Origin of the sequence: Ideonella alba (assembly GCF_018069845.1) — a bacterium.
Lineage (GTDB): Bacteria > Pseudomonadota > Gammaproteobacteria > Burkholderiales > Burkholderiaceae_C > Ideonella > Ideonella alba.
Genome location: NZ_JAGQDD010000007.1, coordinates 26,005 through 41,765, shown reverse-complemented (window position 1 = coordinate 41,765; position 15,761 = coordinate 26,005). Strand labels below are relative to the sequence as shown.

Here is a 15,761-nt window from a genome sequence, read left to right as displayed (position 1 = left end):
TCCGCCGCCTCCAATCGGTCCATCGGCAGTGCGCTGCCATGACCCTTGGAGGACCCCATGCTGTCTCGTTCCCGCCCTCTGGCCACCTCGGCGCTGCTGGCTGTTGCCGCATCAGCGGCGCTGGCTGGCGCGCCCGCCACGCTGACCGTCAAGATCCTGTCGCTGAACGACTTCCACGGTCAACTGGAGTCGCCAGGCAGCTTCCGCGCCCGGGCCACCGACGCGGCCGTGCCGGCCGGTGGCGCCGACGTGCTGGCGGGCTATGTGGCCGCGGCCCGAGCGGCCAACCCGAACACCGTGGTGGTGTCGGCCGGTGACCTGATCGGCGCCAGCCCGCTGGTCTCGGCGCTGTTCCACGACGAGCCGACGATCGAGGTGATGAACCGCATCGGGCTGGACTTCAATGCGGTGGGCAACCACGAGTTCGACGACGGCAAGGTCGAGCTGCGGCGCATGCAGCGCGGCGGCTGTCATCCGACCGACACCGTCAACAGCTGCCGCGGCGCCGAGGTCGGCACGCCGGTGCCCTTCGAGGGCGCACGCTTCGGCTTCCTGGCCGCCAACGTGGTGCAGCGGCGCAACGGCGAGACGCTGTTCCCGCCCTACGGCGTCAAGACCTTCGACGCCGACGGCCGCCCGCTGCGCATGGCCTTCATCGGCATGACGCTGAAGGAGACACCGCAGATCGTCTCGCCCGCCGGCATCAAGGGCCTGGCCTTCACTGATGAGGCGCAGGCGGTCAACGCCCTGGTGCCACGCCTGCGGGCCGCCGGCATCGAAGCCATCGTGGTGATGATCCACCAGGGCGGCGTGCAGACCGGCACCACGGCCGACATCAACGGCTGCGAAGGCGGGCTGGCGGGCTCGCCGATCAAGCCGATCGTCGCGGCCCTCGACGGCGCCGTCGATCTGGTGCTGACCGGCCACACCCACGCCGCCTACAACTGCCAGCTGCCGCTGGCCAGCGGCCGCCTGGTGCCGGTGACCAGCGCCAATGCGATCGGACGGGTGCTGACCGAGATCGATGTGACGCTGGACCGCCGCAGCGGCGATGTCACCGCGGTCAGCGCGCTCAACAAGGTGGTCGACCGCAGCAACCCGGCGATCGTGCCCAACGCGCAGGTCGCCGCGATCACCAGCGCCTACAAGGCGATCGCCGCGCCCGTGGCCAACCAGGTGATCGGGGCGATCACCCGCGACGTGCCCAACACCAAGGACGCCGCCTGCAACATGCCGGCCGGCGACCTGGTGGCCGACGCCCAACTGGCCGCCACGGCAGCGCCCGAGCTGGGCGGGGCACAGCTGGCGCTGATGAACCCCGGCGGCGTGCGCACCCCCGGCTTCCTGTACGCCGGCAGCGGGGTGGGCGAGGGTGATGGCAACGTCACCTACGGCGAGGCCTTCACCGTCCAGCCCTTCGGCAATAGCCTGGTCACGCTGACGCTGAGCTCGCAGCAGCTCAAGGACACGCTGGAGCAGCAGTTCCCGAACTGCTTCGGCCAGACCAGCTTCGCCCGCGTGCTGCTGCCCTCCAACGGCGTGCGCTACGAGTGGGACCACACCCAGGCCTGTGGTGCCAAGGTGCGCAACCTGAGCGTGCAGTTGCCGGGCGGCGCCGTGACGGTGGTCGATGCGGCGGGCACGGTGCTCGAGCCGTCGCGCGCCTGGCGCGTCACGGTGAACAACTTCCTGGCCGATGGCGGCGATGCCTTCACCGTGCTCAAGGGCGGCACCGACCGTCTGGGCGGTGGTCAGGACATCGACGCGCTGGTGAGTTACATGGCCCGGTTCAGGGCGCCGAACCCGCCCTACGACCCGGGCGCTGCCCACCTGGGCAAGCCGCGCATCGTGCGCCTGGACACCGGCACCAGCTGCCCCTGAGCCAGCCAGCCGCGCTGCGGCAGCCCACTACACTGGCGGGATGTTCGATCCCGCCAAACTGATGGGTCTGCTGGAGCGTGCCGATGCGGTGCTTCAGCGCCTCGAAGCCGTGCTGCCGCGCCCGCTGGCCGACCCCGACTGGTCGGCCTCGATCGCCTTTCGCTACCGCAAGCGCCAGGGCGCCGGCTGGCTGGAGCCGGTGCGCCATGTCGGCCTGATCCGTCTGGATGACCTGAAGGAGGTCGACACCCAGCGCGAGCGGCTGCGCCGCAACACCGCGCAGTTCGTGGCCGGCCGGCCGGCCAACAACGTGCTGCTGACCGGCGCGCGTGGCACCGGCAAGAGCTCGCTGATCCGCGCCTGCCTGCACGAGTTCGCCGACCGCGGCCTGCGCCTGATCGAGGTGGACAAGACCGACCTGATCGACCTGCCGGACATCGTCGAGCGCATCGCCGGCCGGCCCGAGCGCTTCATCATCTTCAGTGACGACCTCAGCTTCGAAGAGGGCGAAGCCGGCTACAAGGCGCTGAAATCCATCCTCGATGGCTCGGTGGCCGCCAGCACCGAGAACGTGCTGATCTACGCCACCAGCAACCGCCGCCACCTGCTGCCCGAGCGCATGGCCGACAACCTGGCGGCGCGTCACGACGAGAACGGCGAACTGCACCCCGGCGAGGCGATCGAGGAAAAGATCTCGCTGTCCGAGCGCTTCGGCCTGTGGATCAGCTTCTATCCGTTCAGCCAGGACGAGTACCTGGCCATCGTGCGGCAATGGCTGGCGCACTACGGCGTGCCCGCCACCGCCTGGGACGCCGCGCGGCCGCAGGCCCTGGTGTTCGCCCTGGAGCGCGGCTCGCGCTCGGGCCGGGTGGCGCACCAGTTCGCCCGCGACTATGCGGGACGCGACCACGGCACCGATCTGCCCGCGGCCCCGTCCAGCGACGCCCCGGCCCCGGACGGCCTGGACCATGTCTGAGGCGGTGCACTCGGCCGACGGCGTGGTCCGCGCGCCGCGGGCGGCGGTGGAGGTGGCCGTCGGCGTGCTGGTGCGCCCCGACGCCAGCGGCCGCGAGCGGCAGTTCCTGCTGACCTCGCGTCCGCCGGGCAAGGTCTACGCCGGCTACTGGGAGTTCCCGGGCGGCAAGCTGGAGGCCGGCGAGAGCGTGCACCAGGCGCTGGCGCGCGAGCTGCACGAGGAGCTGGGCATCACGATCGGCGCCAGCCGGCGCTGGCACGAGCTGGTGATGGACTACGAGCACGCCCGCGTGCGCCTGCATTTCCGCCTGGTGTCGTCGTGGAGCGGCGCGCTGCAGATGCGCGAAGGCCAGGCCATGGCCTGGGAGACGCTGCCGGTGGCCAGCGTGCCGGTGCTGCCGGGCACCATTCCGGTGCTGCGCTGGTTCGCCCAGGAGTGGGGCCATGCCGGTCCCACCCACGCGGGCTGAGCCTGCGCTTCGTTACACTGCCCGCATGACTGATTGGCTGGACCGCGTGCGCTGGGACCGGGACGGGCTGGTGCCCGTGATCGCCCAGGAGGCGGCGACGGGCGATGTGCTGATGTTCGCGTGGATGAACCGCGAGGCGCTGTCGCGCACCGCGGCGCTGCGCCAGGCGGTCTATTTCAGCCGTTCGCGCCAGAAGCTGTGGCACAAGGGCGAGGAGTCGGGCCACTTCCAGGACGTGCACGAGATCCGCATCGACTGCGACCAGGACGTGGTGCTGCTGAAGATCACCCAGCGCGGCCATGAGCCCGGCATCGCCTGCCATACCGGCCGCCACAGCTGCTTCTATGAACGCCTGGAGGGCGACCGCTGGGTGGCGGTCGATCCGGTGCTGAAGGATCCGGAGACGATCTACCGATGAGTGCCAACGACAGCCTGCAGCGCCTGCACGAGGTCATCGAGAGCCGCCGCCAGGGCGACCCGGACAAGAGCTACGTCGCCCGCCTGTTCCACAAGGGCACCGACGCCATCTTGAAGAAGGTGGGCGAAGAGGCCACCGAAACCGTGATGGCGGCCAAGGACGGCGACCGCGAGAAGATCGTCTACGAGGTGGCCGACCTGTGGTTCCACTCGATGATCGCGCTGGCCCATTTCGGCCTGTCGCCGGCCGATGTGCTGCGCGAGCTGGAGCGCCGAGAGGGCCTGTCCGGCCTGGAAGAGTTTGCTGCCCGCAAGGCCCAGGCGCGCGAGCGCCAGGGCGATTGACCCCCCGCTGGAGGACCCGATGAGCGAACCCGACGCCGTGGTACTGGATGCTGAGCGCGAGGCCTCGCTGCGCAGCGTCAGCCAGATCAGCTACCTGCTGCACGCCGTGGTGGCGGTGGGGGCCGTGATCCCCAGCTTCCAGCCGGGCGTGGCGCTGCTGGTGGTGGCCTTCATCATCGACATGGTCAAGCGCGGCGAGGCCCAGGGCAGCTGGCAGGAGAGCCACTTCGCCTGGCGCATCCGCAGCGTGGTCTGGGCCGGCCTGCTCTACCTGGTCACCGCGCCGCTGTGGGTGCTGCTGATCGTGCCGGGCTGGATCGCCTGGTTCGGCATCTCGCTGTGGTTCCTCTACCGCGTGGTGCGCGGCTGGTCGGCGCTGAACGACCGCCGGCCGATGCCGCGTTGAACTTTTCCGACAACGACGCATCCCATGAGTGCTGATCCGAACTGCATCTTCTGCAAGATCGTCGCGGGCCAGATCCCCGCGAAGAAGGTTCACGAGGACGACCGGGTGGTCGTCTTCCACGACATCGCGCCCTGGGCACCGGTGCACGTGCTGATCATCCCGAAGCAGCACATCGCGTCGATGACCGAGGTGACCGACGCCGACGCCGCCCTGCTGGGCCACATGAACGTGCTGGCGCCGAGGCTGATGGCCCAGCTGGGGGTGACCGGCGGCTTCCGCCAGGTCATCAACACCGGGCGCGACGGCGGGCAGGAGGTGTTTCACCTGCACATGCATGTGATGGGCGGTCCGCGCCCATGGGCCAAAGGCTGATCCGCCAGGGTGGACAGGCGCCGGCCCTAGAATCCGTGATTCGACTTAGGAGAACTTGACATGGGATCGTTCAGCATCTGGCATTGGCTGATCGTGCTGCTCATCGTGGTGATGGTGTTCGGCACCAAGAAGCTGAAGAACATGGGCTCCGATCTGGGTTCGGCGGTCAAGGGCTTCAAGGACGGCATGAAGGGCGCCGCCGAGGGCGACCAGCAGCCGGTGCCGCCGGCGCAGCAGGTGGCCGCGCCGAGGACCGACGCCAACACCGTGGACGTCGAGACCAAGACGAAGTCCTGAGCCCCGAGCCGGCAGCCGCGCGCGCATGATCGACTTCGGTTTCGACAAGCTGGCCCTGATCGGCGCCGTGGCGCTGATCGTCATCGGGCCCGAGAAGCTGCCGCGCGTGGCCCGCACCGTGGGCCACATGGTGGGCAAGGCGCAGCGCTATGTGGCCGACGTCAAGGCCGAGGTGAACCGCTCGATCGAGCTGGAAGAGCTTCAGAAGATGAAGTCCCAGTTCGAGACGGCGGCGCGCGATGTCGAGCAGACGGTGCGCACCGAGGTGAACGACGCGGCCAGCAGCTTCGAGTCCAACTGGAGCGAGGTCACTGCCGGCCTGTCTGCGCCCAGTGACAGCAGCAGCCTGGCCGAGCCGCCACTGGCCTACCAGCCGGTGCGCAAGAACTGGCGTGTGAAGCGCAGCGCCACGCCCCAGTGGTACAAGCAGCGCGCCGGCGTGCGCACCCATGTGCAGTCGGGCGCCGCCCGCGTGCGTCGCTTCCGCCCGCGCGCCGGCTGACCGCGCCCTGAATCCCCCTTTGTGCCCGACCGCGGGCCCCTGACCCGCATGAGCAACGAACCGCGCGACGAACTCGAAGGCACCGAAGCGCCGTTCGTGTCCCACCTGATCGAGCTGCGCGACCGCCTGATCCGGGCGCTGATCGCGGTGGGCATCGCCTTCGGCGTGCTGGCGCTGTGGCCCGGCCCCAGCGGCCTCTATGACCTGCTGGCCGCGCCGCTGGTGCGCAACCTGCCGCAGGGCGCGACGATGATCGCCACCAACGTGATCTCGCCCTTCCTGGTGCCGCTGAAGATCACGCTGATGGCCGCCTTCCTGCTGGCGCTGCCGGTGGTGCTCTACCAGGTCTGGGCCTTCGTCGCGCCGGGCCTGTACAGCCACGAGAAGAAGCTGGTGCTGCCGCTGGTGGTGTCCAGCACGGTGCTGTTCTTCTCCGGCGTGGCCTTCTGCTACTTCTTCGTCTTCGGCCAGGTCTTCAAGTTCATCCAGCAGTTCGCGCCCAAGAGCATCACCGCGGCGCCGGACATCGAGGCCTACCTGGGCTTCGTGCTGACGATGTTCATCGCCTTCGGCGCCGCCTTCGAGGTGCCGGTGGTGGTGGTGGTGCTGGCGCGCATGGGCGTGGTCAGCGTCGAGAAGCTGCGCGAGTGGCGCGGCTACTTCATTGTCATCGCCTTCGTCATCGCTGCCGTCATCACGCCGCCGGATGTGGTCTCGCAACTGGCGCTGGCGATCCCGATGGTGCTGCTCTACGAGCTGGGCATCCTCGCCGCGGGCCTGTTCATCAAGCACACCCAGGCGCCCCCCGACAACGGCGCCTGAGGCCCGGGGGCCGTCAGCGCGGCGATTTCGGTCGCTGGGCGACGGTGACCGTCAGCTGCAGCGTTTCGCTGCCGCGCTGCACGCCGATCTGCGCCTGCGACTGCGGCTTCAGCTCCGACACCGCCAGCAGCAGCTGCGAGGTGCTGCGCACCGGCCGCCCGGCGATGGTGGTGACCACATCGCCCGGCCGCATGCCGGCCTGGCTGGCCGGACCGTTCTGCAGCACGCCGGTGATCAGCACGCCCTGGCTGACCGGCAGGTTGAAGCTCTGGGCGAACTCCGGGTCCAGGTCGCGCGGCTGCACGCCGATCCAGCCGCGGGTGACCTGCCCGTCGCGCACCAGGCCGTCCATCACATGCTGCGCCAGGTCGATCGGGATGGCGAAGCCGATGCCCATGCTGCCGCCCGACTGCGAGTAGATCGCCGAGTTGATGCCCACCAGGTTGCCCGCCGCATCGACCAGCGCGCCACCCGAGTTGCCGGGGTTGATGGCCGCATCGGTCTGGATGAAGTTCTCGAAGGTGGACAGGCCCAGGCCGCTGCGCCCCAGCGCACTGACGATGCCCGAGGTCACCGTCTGCCCCACGTTGAACGGGTTGCCGATCGCCAGCACCGCATCGCCCACCTGGAGTTGCTCGATCGCGCCCAGCGTCAGGCTGGGCAGGTTGTCCAGACCGATCTTCAACACCGCGATGTCGCTCTCGGGGTCGGTGCCGATCAGCTGGGCCTCGGCCTCGCGGCCGTCGGCCAGACGCACGCTCACCTGGTCGGCGCCCTCGACCACATGGTGGTTGGTTAGCAGGTAGCCGTCGCTGCTGACGATCACGCCCGAACCCAGGCCCACCTGCGGTTCGGGCTGCTGGCCGGGCTGGCCGAAGAAGAAGCGGAACCACGGGTCCTGGCTGTGCGGCTGCTGGGCCGAGCGCCGCGGCGGCGCCTTGCTGGCGGTGATGCTGACCACCGCCGGCGCGGCCCGCTTGGCCGCCTGGGTCAGCGGCTGCAGCGGTGCCGACGCGCCCGGGCTGCTCACGCCCACCGTGACCACGCCCGAGGCCGGCGGCCGCGCCATGCCCAGCACGTCGGGGGCGCCACCCAGCCACTGCGGCTTGAAGGTGCCCACGACAAACAGCACCGCCACGGCCACAGTGACGGCTTGCGAGAAAATCAGCCAGGTTCTGCGCATCGGAAGACAGGGGAAAGGACAGGCACCGTGGCCCAGCGTCGCGACATCGACAGGCACCTGCACGAGCTGCTGCAGGTCGACCGCTTCAAGGATTATGGGCCGAACGGCCTGCAGGTGGAGGGCAAGGACGAGATTGTCAAGATCGTCAGCGGCGTCACCGCGAGCCGCGCACTGATCGACGCCGCGATCGCCGAGGGCGCCGACGCGCTGCTGGTGCACCACGGCCTGTTCTGGCGTGGCCATGACGGCCGCCTGACCGGCTGGCTCAAGGCCCGCGTCGAGCGCCTGATGGCGCACGGCATCAACCTGTTCGCCTACCACCTGCCGCTGGATGCCCACCCCGAGTGGGGCAACAACGCCCAGCTGGGTCGTCAACTGGGGCTGCAGGGTGATGCCCGCTTCGGCGACCAGGACCTGGGCTGGCTGGGCGCGGCGCCGGTGGCCACGCTGGACGCGCTGGCCGAGCGCGCCCACCAGGCGCTGGGCCGGGTACCGCTGGTGCTGCCGGGCGACGGCCGGCCGCTGCAGCGCGTGGCCTGGTGCACCGGCGGCGCCCAGGGCTTCTTCGAGGCGGCGATCGCCGCCGGCGCCGATGCCTTCATCACCGGCGAGGTGTCCGAGCCCCAGGCCCACCTGGCGCGCGAGACCGGCGTGGCCTTCCTGGCCTGCGGCCACCACGCCACCGAGCGCTATGGCGCCCCGGCGCTGGGGGCCCACCTGGCCGCGCAGTTCGGACTGACGCACCGTTTCATTGACATCGACAACCCCGCCTGATGAGCCTGCCGCTGTTGCTGACCATGGGCGATCCCGTCGGGATCGGCCCCGAGATCATCGTGCGGGCCCATGCGGCCGGCGCCTTGGATGAGGTGCTTGTCGTCGGCGATCCGGCCGTGCTGGCGCGTGCCCAGGCGGCCTGCGGACTGCCGCCGGCGGCGGTGCCGGTGTGGCTGCCGCCGGGCGGGCTGGAGCCGTCGCTGGCCACGCTGCCCTGGGGCCGGGTGGACGCGCGTGCCGGCGCCGCCGCGGCGGCTTGCATCACGGCCGCCACCCGCGAGGTGCTGGCCGGCCGCGCCCGGGCGCTGGTGACCGCGCCGATCCACAAGGAAGCCCTGGCCGCTGCCGGTCTGGGTGTGCCTGGGCACACCGAGCTGCTGCAGTCACTGGCCAGCGCGCACGTGGGACGCCCGCTGCCGGTGCGCATGATGCTGGCCAATGACGAGCTGCGCGTGGTGCTGGTGACCATCCACATGGCGCTGCGGCGGGCGATCGAGGCGCTGGACACCCCCGGCATCCTGGAGACGATCGTCATCACCCACGAGGCGCTGCAGCGCTTCGGCATCGCCGCGCCGCGCATCGCGGTGGCGGGGTTGAACCCGCATGCGGGCGAGGGCGGTCTGTTCGGCGACGAGGAGATCCGGCTGATCACGCCGGCGATAGAAGCGGCGTGTGCCCGTGGGATCGATGCCCGCGGTCCGTTCGCGCCCGACACGGTGTTCATGCGCGCCCGCGACAGCGCCGCCCGGCCCGGCGAATTCGACGCCGTGGTGGCGATGACACATGACCACGGGTTGATCCCGGTCAAATACCTGGGGGTCGAGCAGGGCGTCAACCTGACGCTGGGCCTGCCGCTGGTGCGCACCAGCCCCGACCATGGCACCGCCTTCGACATCGCCGGCCGCGGGCTGGCCGATCCGGCCAGCCTGCTGGCCGCCTTGCGCATGGCCCGGCGCCTGGCGCCGGGCTGATGCGCGGGGGATCAGCGCTTCAGCGCGTCGCGGATTTCGCGCAGCAGCTGGATGTCTTCCGGCGTGGGCGGCGGCTCGGCCGGGGCCGCCGCGGCCGGGGCCTCGGCCTTCTTCAGGCGGTTGATCTGCTTGATCATGATGAAGATGATGAAGGCCAGGATCATGAAGTTCAGCGCCACGGTGATGAAGCTGCCGTAGGCGAACACCGCGCCGGCCTTCTTGGCGTCGGCCAGGTTGGTGGCCGCGGCGCCCGATAGCTGGATGAAGTAGTTGCTGAAGTCCAGACCGCCGAACAGCCAGCCGACGATGGGCATGATCAGGTCGCCGACCACCGAGTCGACGATCTTGCCGAAGGCGCCGCCGATGATGACGCCGACCGCCAGGTCGACGACATTGCCCTTCATGGCAAATTCCTTGAATTCCGAGACGAAGCTCGTGGCTCTCACTCCTGTGCTGTTGTGTGCTGCGACGCCGTCCCGGAGCGGATTCCCCGTCGGCGCGGATGCAGTGTCTCCGCACGGGGCATGAAGTCAACAACTTGCGCCAGCCTGACGTGCGCAGTTGCGCGATGACAGTCGATGCTGTTGCAGGTCCGCTAAAATGCCTGGTTGACTGAAAACACTAATCTGCGGGATTCCCCCATCCCGCCCCCAGCAGCTTCCCACATTCCAAAGGACCTCCATGAGTGACAACGCTGTGGACCAAGGCAAGCGCACCTGGCTGATCGCCACCGGTGCCGCGGGTGCCGTGGGTGGCGTGGCAACCGCCGTGCCCTTCGTCAGTACCTTCACCCCGTCCGAGCGCGCCAAGGCCGCCGGTGCCGCCGTGGAGGCCGACATCAGCGCCCTCAAGCCGGGCGAGAAGATGACCGTGGAATGGCGCGGCAAGCCGGTCTGGATCGTGCGCCGCACGCCCGAGCAGCTCGAGGGCCTGAAGAAGCTGAACGACCAGCTCGCCGACCCCGACAACCAGCGCAAGGCCTACCCGATCCCCGAGTACGCCAAGAACGAGGCGCGCTCGATCAAGCCGGAGTACCTGGTGGTGGTGGGCATCTGCTCGCACCTGGGCTGCTCGCCCTCCGACAAGTTCCAGGCGGGTGCCCAGCCCTCGCTGCCCGCCGACTGGCCGGGCGGCTTCCTGTGCCCCTGCCACGGCTCGACCTTCGACATGGCCGGCCGCGTGTTCAAGAACAAGCCCGCCCCTGACAACCTCGAAGTCCCGCCGCACATGTATCTCAGCGACTCCAAGCTGCTGATCGGCGAAGACAAGAAGGCCTGATCCGGCGTCCCCCGAACACAAGAAAGGCAACCATGGCTGCTGAATTCAAAGTCGCGCCGGCGGACGCGTCCGTCGGCGAGAAGCTGATGACCTGGGTGGACAACCGGTTCCCGGCGTCCAAGATGTACAAGGAGCACATGTCGGAGTACTACGCTCCGAAGAACTTCAACTGGTGGTACATCTTCGGCTCGCTCGCCCTGATGGTGCTGGTGATCCAGATCGTCTCCGGCATCTTCCTGGTGATGCACTACAAGCCGGATGCGGCCGTGGCCTTCGCCTCGGTCGAGTACATCATGCGCGATGTGCCCTGGGGCTGGCTGATCCGCTACATCCACTCCACCGGGGCGTCGGCGTTCTTCGTCGTCGTCTACCTGCACATGTTCCGTGGCCTGCTGTACGGCTCGTACCGCAAGCCGCGCGAACTGGTCTGGATCTTCGGCTGCGCGATCTTCCTGGCGCTGATGGCCGAGGCCTTCATGGGCTACCTGCTGCCCTGGGGCCAAATGTCCTACTGGGGCGCTCAGGTGATCGTGAACCTGTTCGCCGCCGTGCCCTTCGTCGGTCCGGACCTGGCGCTGCTGATCCGCGGCGACTACGTGGTGAGCGACGCCACGCTGAACCGCTTCTTCAGCTTCCACGTCATCGCAGTGCCGCTGGTGCTGCTGGGCCTGGTGGTGGCGCACATCATCGCGCTGCACGAGGTGGGTTCGAACAACCCGGACGGCGTCGAGATCAAGGGCCCGAACGCCCCGAAGGACGCCAACGGCCACCCGCTGGACGGCATCCCCTTCCACCCGTACTACTCGGTGCACGACATCCTGGGCGTCTGCCTGTTCCTGATCGTCTTCACCGCGATCATCTTCTTCGCGCCTGAGCTGGGTGGCTACTTCCTGGAGTACAACAACTTCATCCCCGCCGACCCGCTGAAGACCCCGCCGCACATCGCGCCGGTCTGGTACTTCACGCCCTTCTATTCGATGCTGCGCGCCACGACCGACGTGATGGTCAACGTGCTGTGCGTGATCATCGGCCTGGGCGCGCTGGGGGCGGTGCTGAAGGGCAAGTTCGCCGGCACGGCCAAGATCGCCGTGATCGTCGGCGCGCTGGTGGCCATCGGCCTGCTCAAGACCTTCGACGCCAAGTTCTGGGGCGTGGTGGTGATGGGCGGCGCGGTCATCATCCTGTTCTTCCTGCCCTGGCTGGACCACAGCCCGGCCAAGTCGATCCGCTACCGTCCGACCTGGCACCGCCACCTGTACATCGTGTTCGTGATCTTCTTCGTCGTGCTGGCCTACCTGGGCATCCAGCCGCCGTCGGACATCGGCACGCTGATCGCCCAGGTCGGCACGCTCTTCTATTTCGGCTTCTTCCTGCTGATGCCCTGGTGGAGCCAGCTCGGCACCTTCAAGAAGGTCCCCGACCGCGTGACCTTCACGCCGCACTGAACCAGGCAGGAGCACACCACATCATGATCAAGAAACTCATCGCCGGCCTGGCTGCCGCGCTGTGCCTGGTCAGCGGCGCCACCGCCAACACCGGTGGCCCCGCCTGGGACAAGTTCCCCACCGAGAAGCTGCAGAGCACCGCCTCGCTGCAGAACGGTGCCAAGCTGTTCGTCAACTACTGCCTGAACTGCCACGCGGCAGCCTTCATGCGCTACAACCGGCTGACCGACATCGGTCTGACCGAGGAGCAGATCCGCACCAACCTGCTGTTCGCGGGCGACAAGGTCGGCGACCTGATGAAGGTCTCGATGGACCCGCGCCAGGCCAAGGACTGGTTCGGTGCCACGCCGCCCGACCTGACCCTGGTGGCGCGTTCGCGCGCCGGCTCGCAAGGCACCGGTGCCGACTACCTGTACACCTACCTGCGCGGCTTCTACCGTGACGAGACCCGCCCGACCGGCTGGAACAACACCGTCTTCGCCAACGTCGGCATGCCCCACGTGCTGTGGGAACTGCAGGGCGAGCAGGTGCTGGGCGCCGACCATGCGCTGACCCTGGCCAAGCCGGGCACCATGGACGCCAAGGCCTATGACAGCGCCATCGGCGACCTGGTGGCCTACCTGCAGTGGATGGGTGAGCCCGTGCAGTTCCAGCGCACCAAGCTGGGCATGGCGGTGCTGGCCTTCCTGCTGGTGCTGACTTTCTTCGCTTATCGCCTCAACGCCGCGTTCTGGAAGGACGTCAAGTAAAGTAGGCCCTGCCGGACCGGCCGCGCGCCGGTCCCCGCGCGCAGTGGGACCCTGATGCGGGCCCACTGCGTTTTTCCGTTTTCGGCCCTGCCGAACCGCTTTTCCGTTCCGATCAAGGAGCCCGCCACCATGATGGTGCTTTACTCCGGTACCACCTGCCCCTACTCGCACCGCTGCCGCTTCGTGCTGTTCGAGAAAGGCATGGACTTCGAGATCCGCGATGTCGACCTCTTCGCCAAGCCCGAGGACATCGCGCTGATGAACCCGTACAACGAGGTGCCCATCCTCGTCGAGCGCGACCTGATCCTGTACGAGTCGCACATCATCAACGAGTACATCGACGAGCGCTTCCCGCACCCGCAGCTGATGCCGGGCGACCCGGTGGCGCGTGCCCGCGTGCGCCTGTTCCTCTTCAACTTCGAGAAGGAACTGTTCGCCAACGTCAACATCCTGGAAGGCCGGGGCATCAAGGCCACCGACAAGCAGCTCGAGAAGGCCCGCGGCCAGATCCGCGACCGCCTCACCCAGCTCGCGCCGATCTTCCTGAAGAACAAGTACATGCTGGGCGACGACTTCAGCATGCTCGACGTGGCGATCGCCCCGCTGCTGTGGCGCCTGGACTACTACGGCATCGACCTGTCGAAGAACGCCGCGCCGCTGCTGAAGTACGCCGAGCGCATCTTCTCGCGCCCGGCCTACATCGAGGCGCTGACGCCCTCCGAGAAGGTGATGCGCAAGTAATCGCCCGGCCAGAGCCACGATGACCACGACGCCGCCGCCTGCCAGCCCGGACAACCAGGGCACCTCGACCCGGCCCTACCTGATCCGGGCCTTGCACGACTGGTGCACCGACAACGGCTTCACGCCCTACGTGGCGGTGTTTGTCGATGCCTCGGTGCAGGTGCCCGCCGAGTACGTGAAGAACAACGAGATCGTGCTCAACGTCGGCTTCGAGGCCACCAGCGGCCTGAAGCTGGGCAACGACTTCATCGAGTTCAAGGCCCGCTTCGGCGGCGTCGCGCGCGAGATCGTCGTGCCGGTGGACCACGTGGTGGCCATCTATGCCCGCGAGAATGGCCAGGGCATGGCCTTCCCGATGCCCACCGCCGAGGCGGCCGCCACCGAGCCCCAGGCCCTGGTGACGCCACCCGCGGCGACGGCCCGGCCGGCCACCGGCCTGCGCCTGGCCAGTGTCGAGCCCAGCGCCGACGCCGACACGTCGCCCGACCCCGAGCCCTCCGGCCCGGCCACGCCGGGTGCCGGACGGCCCGCGCTCAAACGCGTGAAGTAGGCGCCCGCGCGCAGTCGGGCGCCTCCTAGAATGCCCACCCGATCCGCCGGCTTAGCTCAGTTGGTAGAGCAACGGTCTTGTAAACCGTAGGTCATCCGTTCGATTCGGATAGCCGGCACCATCCTGGCGGGGCGTGGAATAATGCGTGCCCCGCGGCCGAAACGGCTACGGGGCTCCCCGGCTCAGGGGCGCCCGGAGCGCACCTTGATCCGCAGGGGCAGCGGCGGGCAGCCGGCCTCGGCCAGCACCGCTTCCAGGTGGGGCAGGGCGTGGCGCATCTTGGCCGCCACGGCGGCATTGGGCACCAGCAGCGTCCAGCCCTCGTCATCGAGCGGCCCCGGCTGGACCCAGGGCCGCAAGGCCGGTGCCAGGGCGGGCAGGATCAGCGCATGCCGGCGCTGAGACTCGCGCAGCCGCTCCAGCAGTCGGCCCAGGGCCTGGTTGGCATCCAGCGCCTCGGCGATCGGCCGGGTGTGGGGCTGGTGCTTGCCGGGAAGGTTCATCGGCAAGGAGTGTAGTTCGATGCAGATCCTGATCACCGGCGAGGGCGCCTCCCGCACCCGCGCCTTCCAGCTCAGCCGGCTGCAGATCAGCTCGGCCGTGCTGGCCCTGCTGATGGCGCTGCTGCTGCTGTCGGGCACGATCTACCACTTCATCTTCCTGGCGGCGGCGCGCGAGGGCTGGCCGGTGGTCAGCCAGATCGTCAAGCTGGTGGTGCGCGACGAGTTTGCGCAGCGCGACCGCTTCATGCGCGAGAACCTGGACGCCATGGCCTCCAAGGTGGGCGACATGCAGGCGCGCATGATCCGCCTCGAAGCCATGGGGGACCGCCTGACCAATCTGGCCGGCGTCAAGCCCGATGAGCTCAGGCTGCTGCAGCCGACCGCGCCGGCCGCTTCGGCCGCACTGATGCCGGCACCGACGCCGGCACCGCGCGGCGCCGGCGGCCCCTACCTGCCGCTGGATCACCCCAGCCTGGAGGTGCTGAACGAAGCCATGTCGCAGCTGGAGCAGCGCGTCGAGCTGCATGCCGATGTCTTCACGCTGACCGAGTCGCGCCTGTTCGAGAAGCGCCTGGCCTCGCTGATGCTGCCCAGCAGCCGCCCGATCGACGCGCCGATCGGCTCGGCCTTCGGTTTCCGCGCCGACCCCTTCACCGGCCGGCCGGCGCTGCACACCGGCCAGGACTTCCAGGCCGCCCCGGGCACGCCGATCTTTTCGGCCGCCGGCGGCGTGGTCACCTCCACCGCCTGGCATCCGCAGTACGGCCAGCTGCTGGAGATTGACCATGGCAACGGCCTGTCCACGCGTTACGCCCACACCTCGAAGATCCTGGTCAACACCGGTGACATCGTCAAGCGCGGACAGCACGTGGCGCTGGTGGGCAATTCCGGCCGCTCCACCGGCCCGCACCTGCATTTCGAGGTGCTGATCGACGGCGTGCCGCAGAACCCGTCGCGTTTCCTGGCCGCCGCCGGCCCCTGAACGCGGGGGCAGCCCGGCCATGCCCGGGTGATAACATGGAACGTTTGCGACGCGCCCCTTGAACCGTGGGTGCCGCGGCCCCATCTGCGGGCGTCGCC

General features: G+C 69.0%; 21 protein-coding genes and 1 tRNA gene. 19 read left to right on the top strand and 3 right to left on the bottom strand.

The window, feature by feature from the left end:
- Nucleotides 1-57: 57 nt before the first annotated feature.
- From KAK03_RS11370 to tatC, 10 genes are read left to right on the top strand one after another with little or no spacing between them, the layout of a single operon-like run.
- A complete protein-coding gene (locus KAK03_RS11370; protein ID WP_210854074.1) occupies nucleotides 58-1,881 on the top strand; it encodes a bifunctional metallophosphatase/5'-nucleotidase in 1,824 nt (607 codons plus the stop codon).
- A gap of 40 nt (nucleotides 1,882-1,921) precedes the next feature.
- On the top strand, nucleotides 1,922-2,857 hold the full coding sequence (locus KAK03_RS11365; RefSeq protein WP_210854073.1) for an ATP-binding protein: 936 nt from the start codon (nucleotides 1,922-1,924) through the stop codon (nucleotides 2,855-2,857).
- Nucleotides 2,850-3,326 carry a (deoxy)nucleoside triphosphate pyrophosphohydrolase gene (locus KAK03_RS11360; protein ID WP_210854072.1) on the top strand — a complete coding sequence of 159 codons (477 nt, stop codon included), beginning with the start codon at nucleotides 2,850-2,852 and terminating at the stop codon, nucleotides 3,324-3,326. Before KAK03_RS11365 ends, KAK03_RS11360 begins: the two co-directional genes overlap by 8 nt.
- Nucleotides 3,327-3,351: 25 nt before the next feature.
- Entirely contained in the window at nucleotides 3,352-3,744 is a 393-nt protein-coding gene (gene hisI / locus KAK03_RS11355; protein ID WP_210854071.1) for a phosphoribosyl-AMP cyclohydrolase, read from the top strand.
- A complete protein-coding gene (locus KAK03_RS11350; protein WP_210854070.1) occupies nucleotides 3,741-4,088 on the top strand; it encodes a phosphoribosyl-ATP diphosphatase in 348 nt (115 codons plus the stop codon). The genes hisI and KAK03_RS11350 overlap by 4 nt, the downstream gene beginning before the upstream one ends.
- A 19-nt stretch (nucleotides 4,089-4,107) precedes the next feature.
- Entirely contained in the window at nucleotides 4,108-4,494 is a 387-nt protein-coding gene (locus tag KAK03_RS11345) for a DUF4870 family protein (RefSeq protein WP_210854069.1), read from the top strand.
- A gap of 24 nt (nucleotides 4,495-4,518) precedes the next feature.
- Nucleotides 4,519-4,866 (top strand): histidine triad nucleotide-binding protein, encoded by a 348-nt coding sequence (locus tag KAK03_RS11340; RefSeq protein ID WP_210854068.1) that lies wholly within the window; start codon nucleotides 4,519-4,521, stop codon nucleotides 4,864-4,866.
- 60 nt (nucleotides 4,867-4,926) lie between these two features.
- Nucleotides 4,927-5,163 (top strand): Sec-independent protein translocase subunit TatA, encoded by a 237-nt coding sequence (gene tatA, locus KAK03_RS11335; protein ID WP_210854067.1) that lies wholly within the window; start codon nucleotides 4,927-4,929, stop codon nucleotides 5,161-5,163.
- Between the two features lie 25 nt (nucleotides 5,164-5,188).
- Nucleotides 5,189-5,665 carry a Sec-independent protein translocase protein TatB gene (tatB, locus tag KAK03_RS11330; RefSeq protein WP_210854066.1) on the top strand — a complete coding sequence of 159 codons (477 nt, stop codon included), beginning with the start codon at nucleotides 5,189-5,191 and terminating at the stop codon, nucleotides 5,663-5,665.
- 48 nt (nucleotides 5,666-5,713) lie between these two features.
- A complete protein-coding gene (tatC, locus tag KAK03_RS11325; protein ID WP_210854065.1) occupies nucleotides 5,714-6,487 on the top strand; it encodes a twin-arginine translocase subunit TatC in 774 nt (257 codons plus the stop codon).
- Between the two features lie 13 nt (nucleotides 6,488-6,500).
- On the opposite strand, the gene KAK03_RS11320 is transcribed toward tatC, so the two are convergent.
- Nucleotides 6,501-7,670: a trypsin-like peptidase domain-containing protein gene (locus KAK03_RS11320; RefSeq protein ID WP_210854064.1), complete on the bottom strand. Its 1,170-nt coding sequence runs from the start codon at nucleotides 7,668-7,670 to the stop codon at nucleotides 6,501-6,503.
- Nucleotides 7,671-7,697: 27 nt separating this feature from the next.
- Between KAK03_RS11320 and KAK03_RS11315 the strand changes: the two genes are divergently transcribed.
- Together KAK03_RS11315 and pdxA are read left to right on the top strand one after the other, a co-directional pair.
- Entirely contained in the window at nucleotides 7,698-8,444 is a 747-nt protein-coding gene (locus tag KAK03_RS11315; RefSeq protein ID WP_210854063.1) for a Nif3-like dinuclear metal center hexameric protein, read from the top strand.
- Nucleotides 8,444-9,415 carry a 4-hydroxythreonine-4-phosphate dehydrogenase PdxA gene (gene pdxA, locus KAK03_RS11310; protein WP_210854062.1) on the top strand — a complete coding sequence of 324 codons (972 nt, stop codon included), beginning with the start codon at nucleotides 8,444-8,446 and terminating at the stop codon, nucleotides 9,413-9,415. Before KAK03_RS11315 ends, pdxA begins: the two co-directional genes overlap by 1 nt.
- 11 nt (nucleotides 9,416-9,426) lie before the next feature.
- On the opposite strand, the gene mscL is transcribed toward pdxA, so the two are convergent.
- Nucleotides 9,427-9,861, bottom strand: coding sequence for a large conductance mechanosensitive channel protein MscL (gene mscL, locus KAK03_RS11305; protein WP_310738565.1), 435 nt, complete (start codon nucleotides 9,859-9,861; stop codon nucleotides 9,427-9,429).
- Between the two features lie 235 nt (nucleotides 9,862-10,096).
- Between mscL and petA the strand changes: the two genes are divergently transcribed.
- The 6 genes from petA (at nucleotide 10,097) to KAK03_RS11275 (ending at nucleotide 14,299) form a co-directional block, all read left to right on the top strand.
- Nucleotides 10,097-10,693, top strand: a complete 597-nt coding sequence (gene petA / locus KAK03_RS11300; protein WP_210854060.1) for a ubiquinol-cytochrome c reductase iron-sulfur subunit — start codon at nucleotides 10,097-10,099, stop codon at nucleotides 10,691-10,693.
- 32 nt (nucleotides 10,694-10,725) lie between these two features.
- Entirely contained in the window at nucleotides 10,726-12,138 is a 1,413-nt protein-coding gene (locus KAK03_RS11295; RefSeq protein WP_210854059.1) for a cytochrome b, read from the top strand.
- A 26-nt stretch (nucleotides 12,139-12,164) separates the two neighbouring features.
- Nucleotides 12,165-12,887, top strand: coding sequence for a cytochrome c1 (locus KAK03_RS11290; RefSeq protein WP_210854228.1), 723 nt, complete (start codon nucleotides 12,165-12,167; stop codon nucleotides 12,885-12,887).
- Between the two features lie 129 nt (nucleotides 12,888-13,016).
- Complete coding sequence (locus tag KAK03_RS11285; RefSeq protein WP_210799687.1) at nucleotides 13,017-13,628, top strand: glutathione S-transferase N-terminal domain-containing protein; 612 nt, start codon at nucleotides 13,017-13,019, stop codon at nucleotides 13,626-13,628.
- Nucleotides 13,629-13,647: 19 nt separating this feature from the next.
- The gene (locus tag KAK03_RS11280; protein ID WP_210854058.1) at nucleotides 13,648-14,178 is read left to right on the top strand and encodes a ClpXP protease specificity-enhancing factor; all 531 of its coding nucleotides are present in this window, start codon (nucleotides 13,648-13,650) and stop codon (nucleotides 14,176-14,178) included.
- Between the two features lie 45 nt (nucleotides 14,179-14,223).
- A tRNA-Thr gene (locus tag KAK03_RS11275) sits at nucleotides 14,224-14,299 on the top strand.
- Between the two features lie 61 nt (nucleotides 14,300-14,360).
- Here KAK03_RS11275 and KAK03_RS11270 read toward each other — a convergent pair.
- Nucleotides 14,361-14,681: a hypothetical protein gene (locus KAK03_RS11270; protein WP_210799689.1), complete on the bottom strand. Its 321-nt coding sequence runs from the start codon at nucleotides 14,679-14,681 to the stop codon at nucleotides 14,361-14,363.
- Nucleotides 14,682-14,700: 19 nt separating this feature from the next.
- Between KAK03_RS11270 and KAK03_RS11265 the strand changes: the two genes are divergently transcribed.
- Nucleotides 14,701-15,663, top strand: coding sequence for a M23 family metallopeptidase (locus KAK03_RS11265; RefSeq protein WP_210854057.1), 963 nt, complete (start codon nucleotides 14,701-14,703; stop codon nucleotides 15,661-15,663).
- The last annotated feature ends 98 nt before the right edge of the window (nucleotides 15,664-15,761 follow it).

Coding starts and splice junctions, on each gene's coding strand:
- KAK03_RS11370 (WP_210854074.1), top strand. CDS start 58: ATGCTGTCTCGTTCCCGCCCTCTGGCCACCTCGGCGCTGCTGGCTGTT.
- KAK03_RS11365 (WP_210854073.1), top strand. CDS start 1,922: ATGTTCGATCCCGCCAAACTGATGGGTCTGCTGGAGCGTGCCGATGCG.
- KAK03_RS11360 (WP_210854072.1), top strand. CDS start 2,850: ATGTCTGAGGCGGTGCACTCGGCCGACGGCGTGGTCCGCGCGCCGCGG.
- hisI (WP_210854071.1), top strand. CDS start 3,352: ATGACTGATTGGCTGGACCGCGTGCGCTGGGACCGGGACGGGCTGGTG.
- KAK03_RS11350 (WP_210854070.1), top strand. CDS start 3,741: ATGAGTGCCAACGACAGCCTGCAGCGCCTGCACGAGGTCATCGAGAGC.
- KAK03_RS11345 (WP_210854069.1), top strand. CDS start 4,108: ATGAGCGAACCCGACGCCGTGGTACTGGATGCTGAGCGCGAGGCCTCG.
- KAK03_RS11340 (WP_210854068.1), top strand. CDS start 4,519: ATGAGTGCTGATCCGAACTGCATCTTCTGCAAGATCGTCGCGGGCCAG.
- tatA (WP_210854067.1), top strand. CDS start 4,927: ATGGGATCGTTCAGCATCTGGCATTGGCTGATCGTGCTGCTCATCGTG.
- tatB (WP_210854066.1), top strand. CDS start 5,189: ATGATCGACTTCGGTTTCGACAAGCTGGCCCTGATCGGCGCCGTGGCG.
- tatC (WP_210854065.1), top strand. CDS start 5,714: ATGAGCAACGAACCGCGCGACGAACTCGAAGGCACCGAAGCGCCGTTC.
- KAK03_RS11320 (WP_210854064.1), bottom strand. CDS start 7,670: ATGCGCAGAACCTGGCTGATTTTCTCGCAAGCCGTCACTGTGGCCGTG.
- pdxA (WP_210854062.1), top strand. CDS start 8,444: ATGAGCCTGCCGCTGTTGCTGACCATGGGCGATCCCGTCGGGATCGGC.
- petA (WP_210854060.1), top strand. CDS start 10,097: ATGAGTGACAACGCTGTGGACCAAGGCAAGCGCACCTGGCTGATCGCC.
- KAK03_RS11295 (WP_210854059.1), top strand. CDS start 10,726: ATGGCTGCTGAATTCAAAGTCGCGCCGGCGGACGCGTCCGTCGGCGAG.
- KAK03_RS11285 (WP_210799687.1), top strand. CDS start 13,017: ATGATGGTGCTTTACTCCGGTACCACCTGCCCCTACTCGCACCGCTGC.
- KAK03_RS11280 (WP_210854058.1), top strand. CDS start 13,648: ATGACCACGACGCCGCCGCCTGCCAGCCCGGACAACCAGGGCACCTCG.
- KAK03_RS11270 (WP_210799689.1), bottom strand. CDS start 14,681: ATGAACCTTCCCGGCAAGCACCAGCCCCACACCCGGCCGATCGCCGAG.
- KAK03_RS11265 (WP_210854057.1), top strand. CDS start 14,701: ATGCAGATCCTGATCACCGGCGAGGGCGCCTCCCGCACCCGCGCCTTC.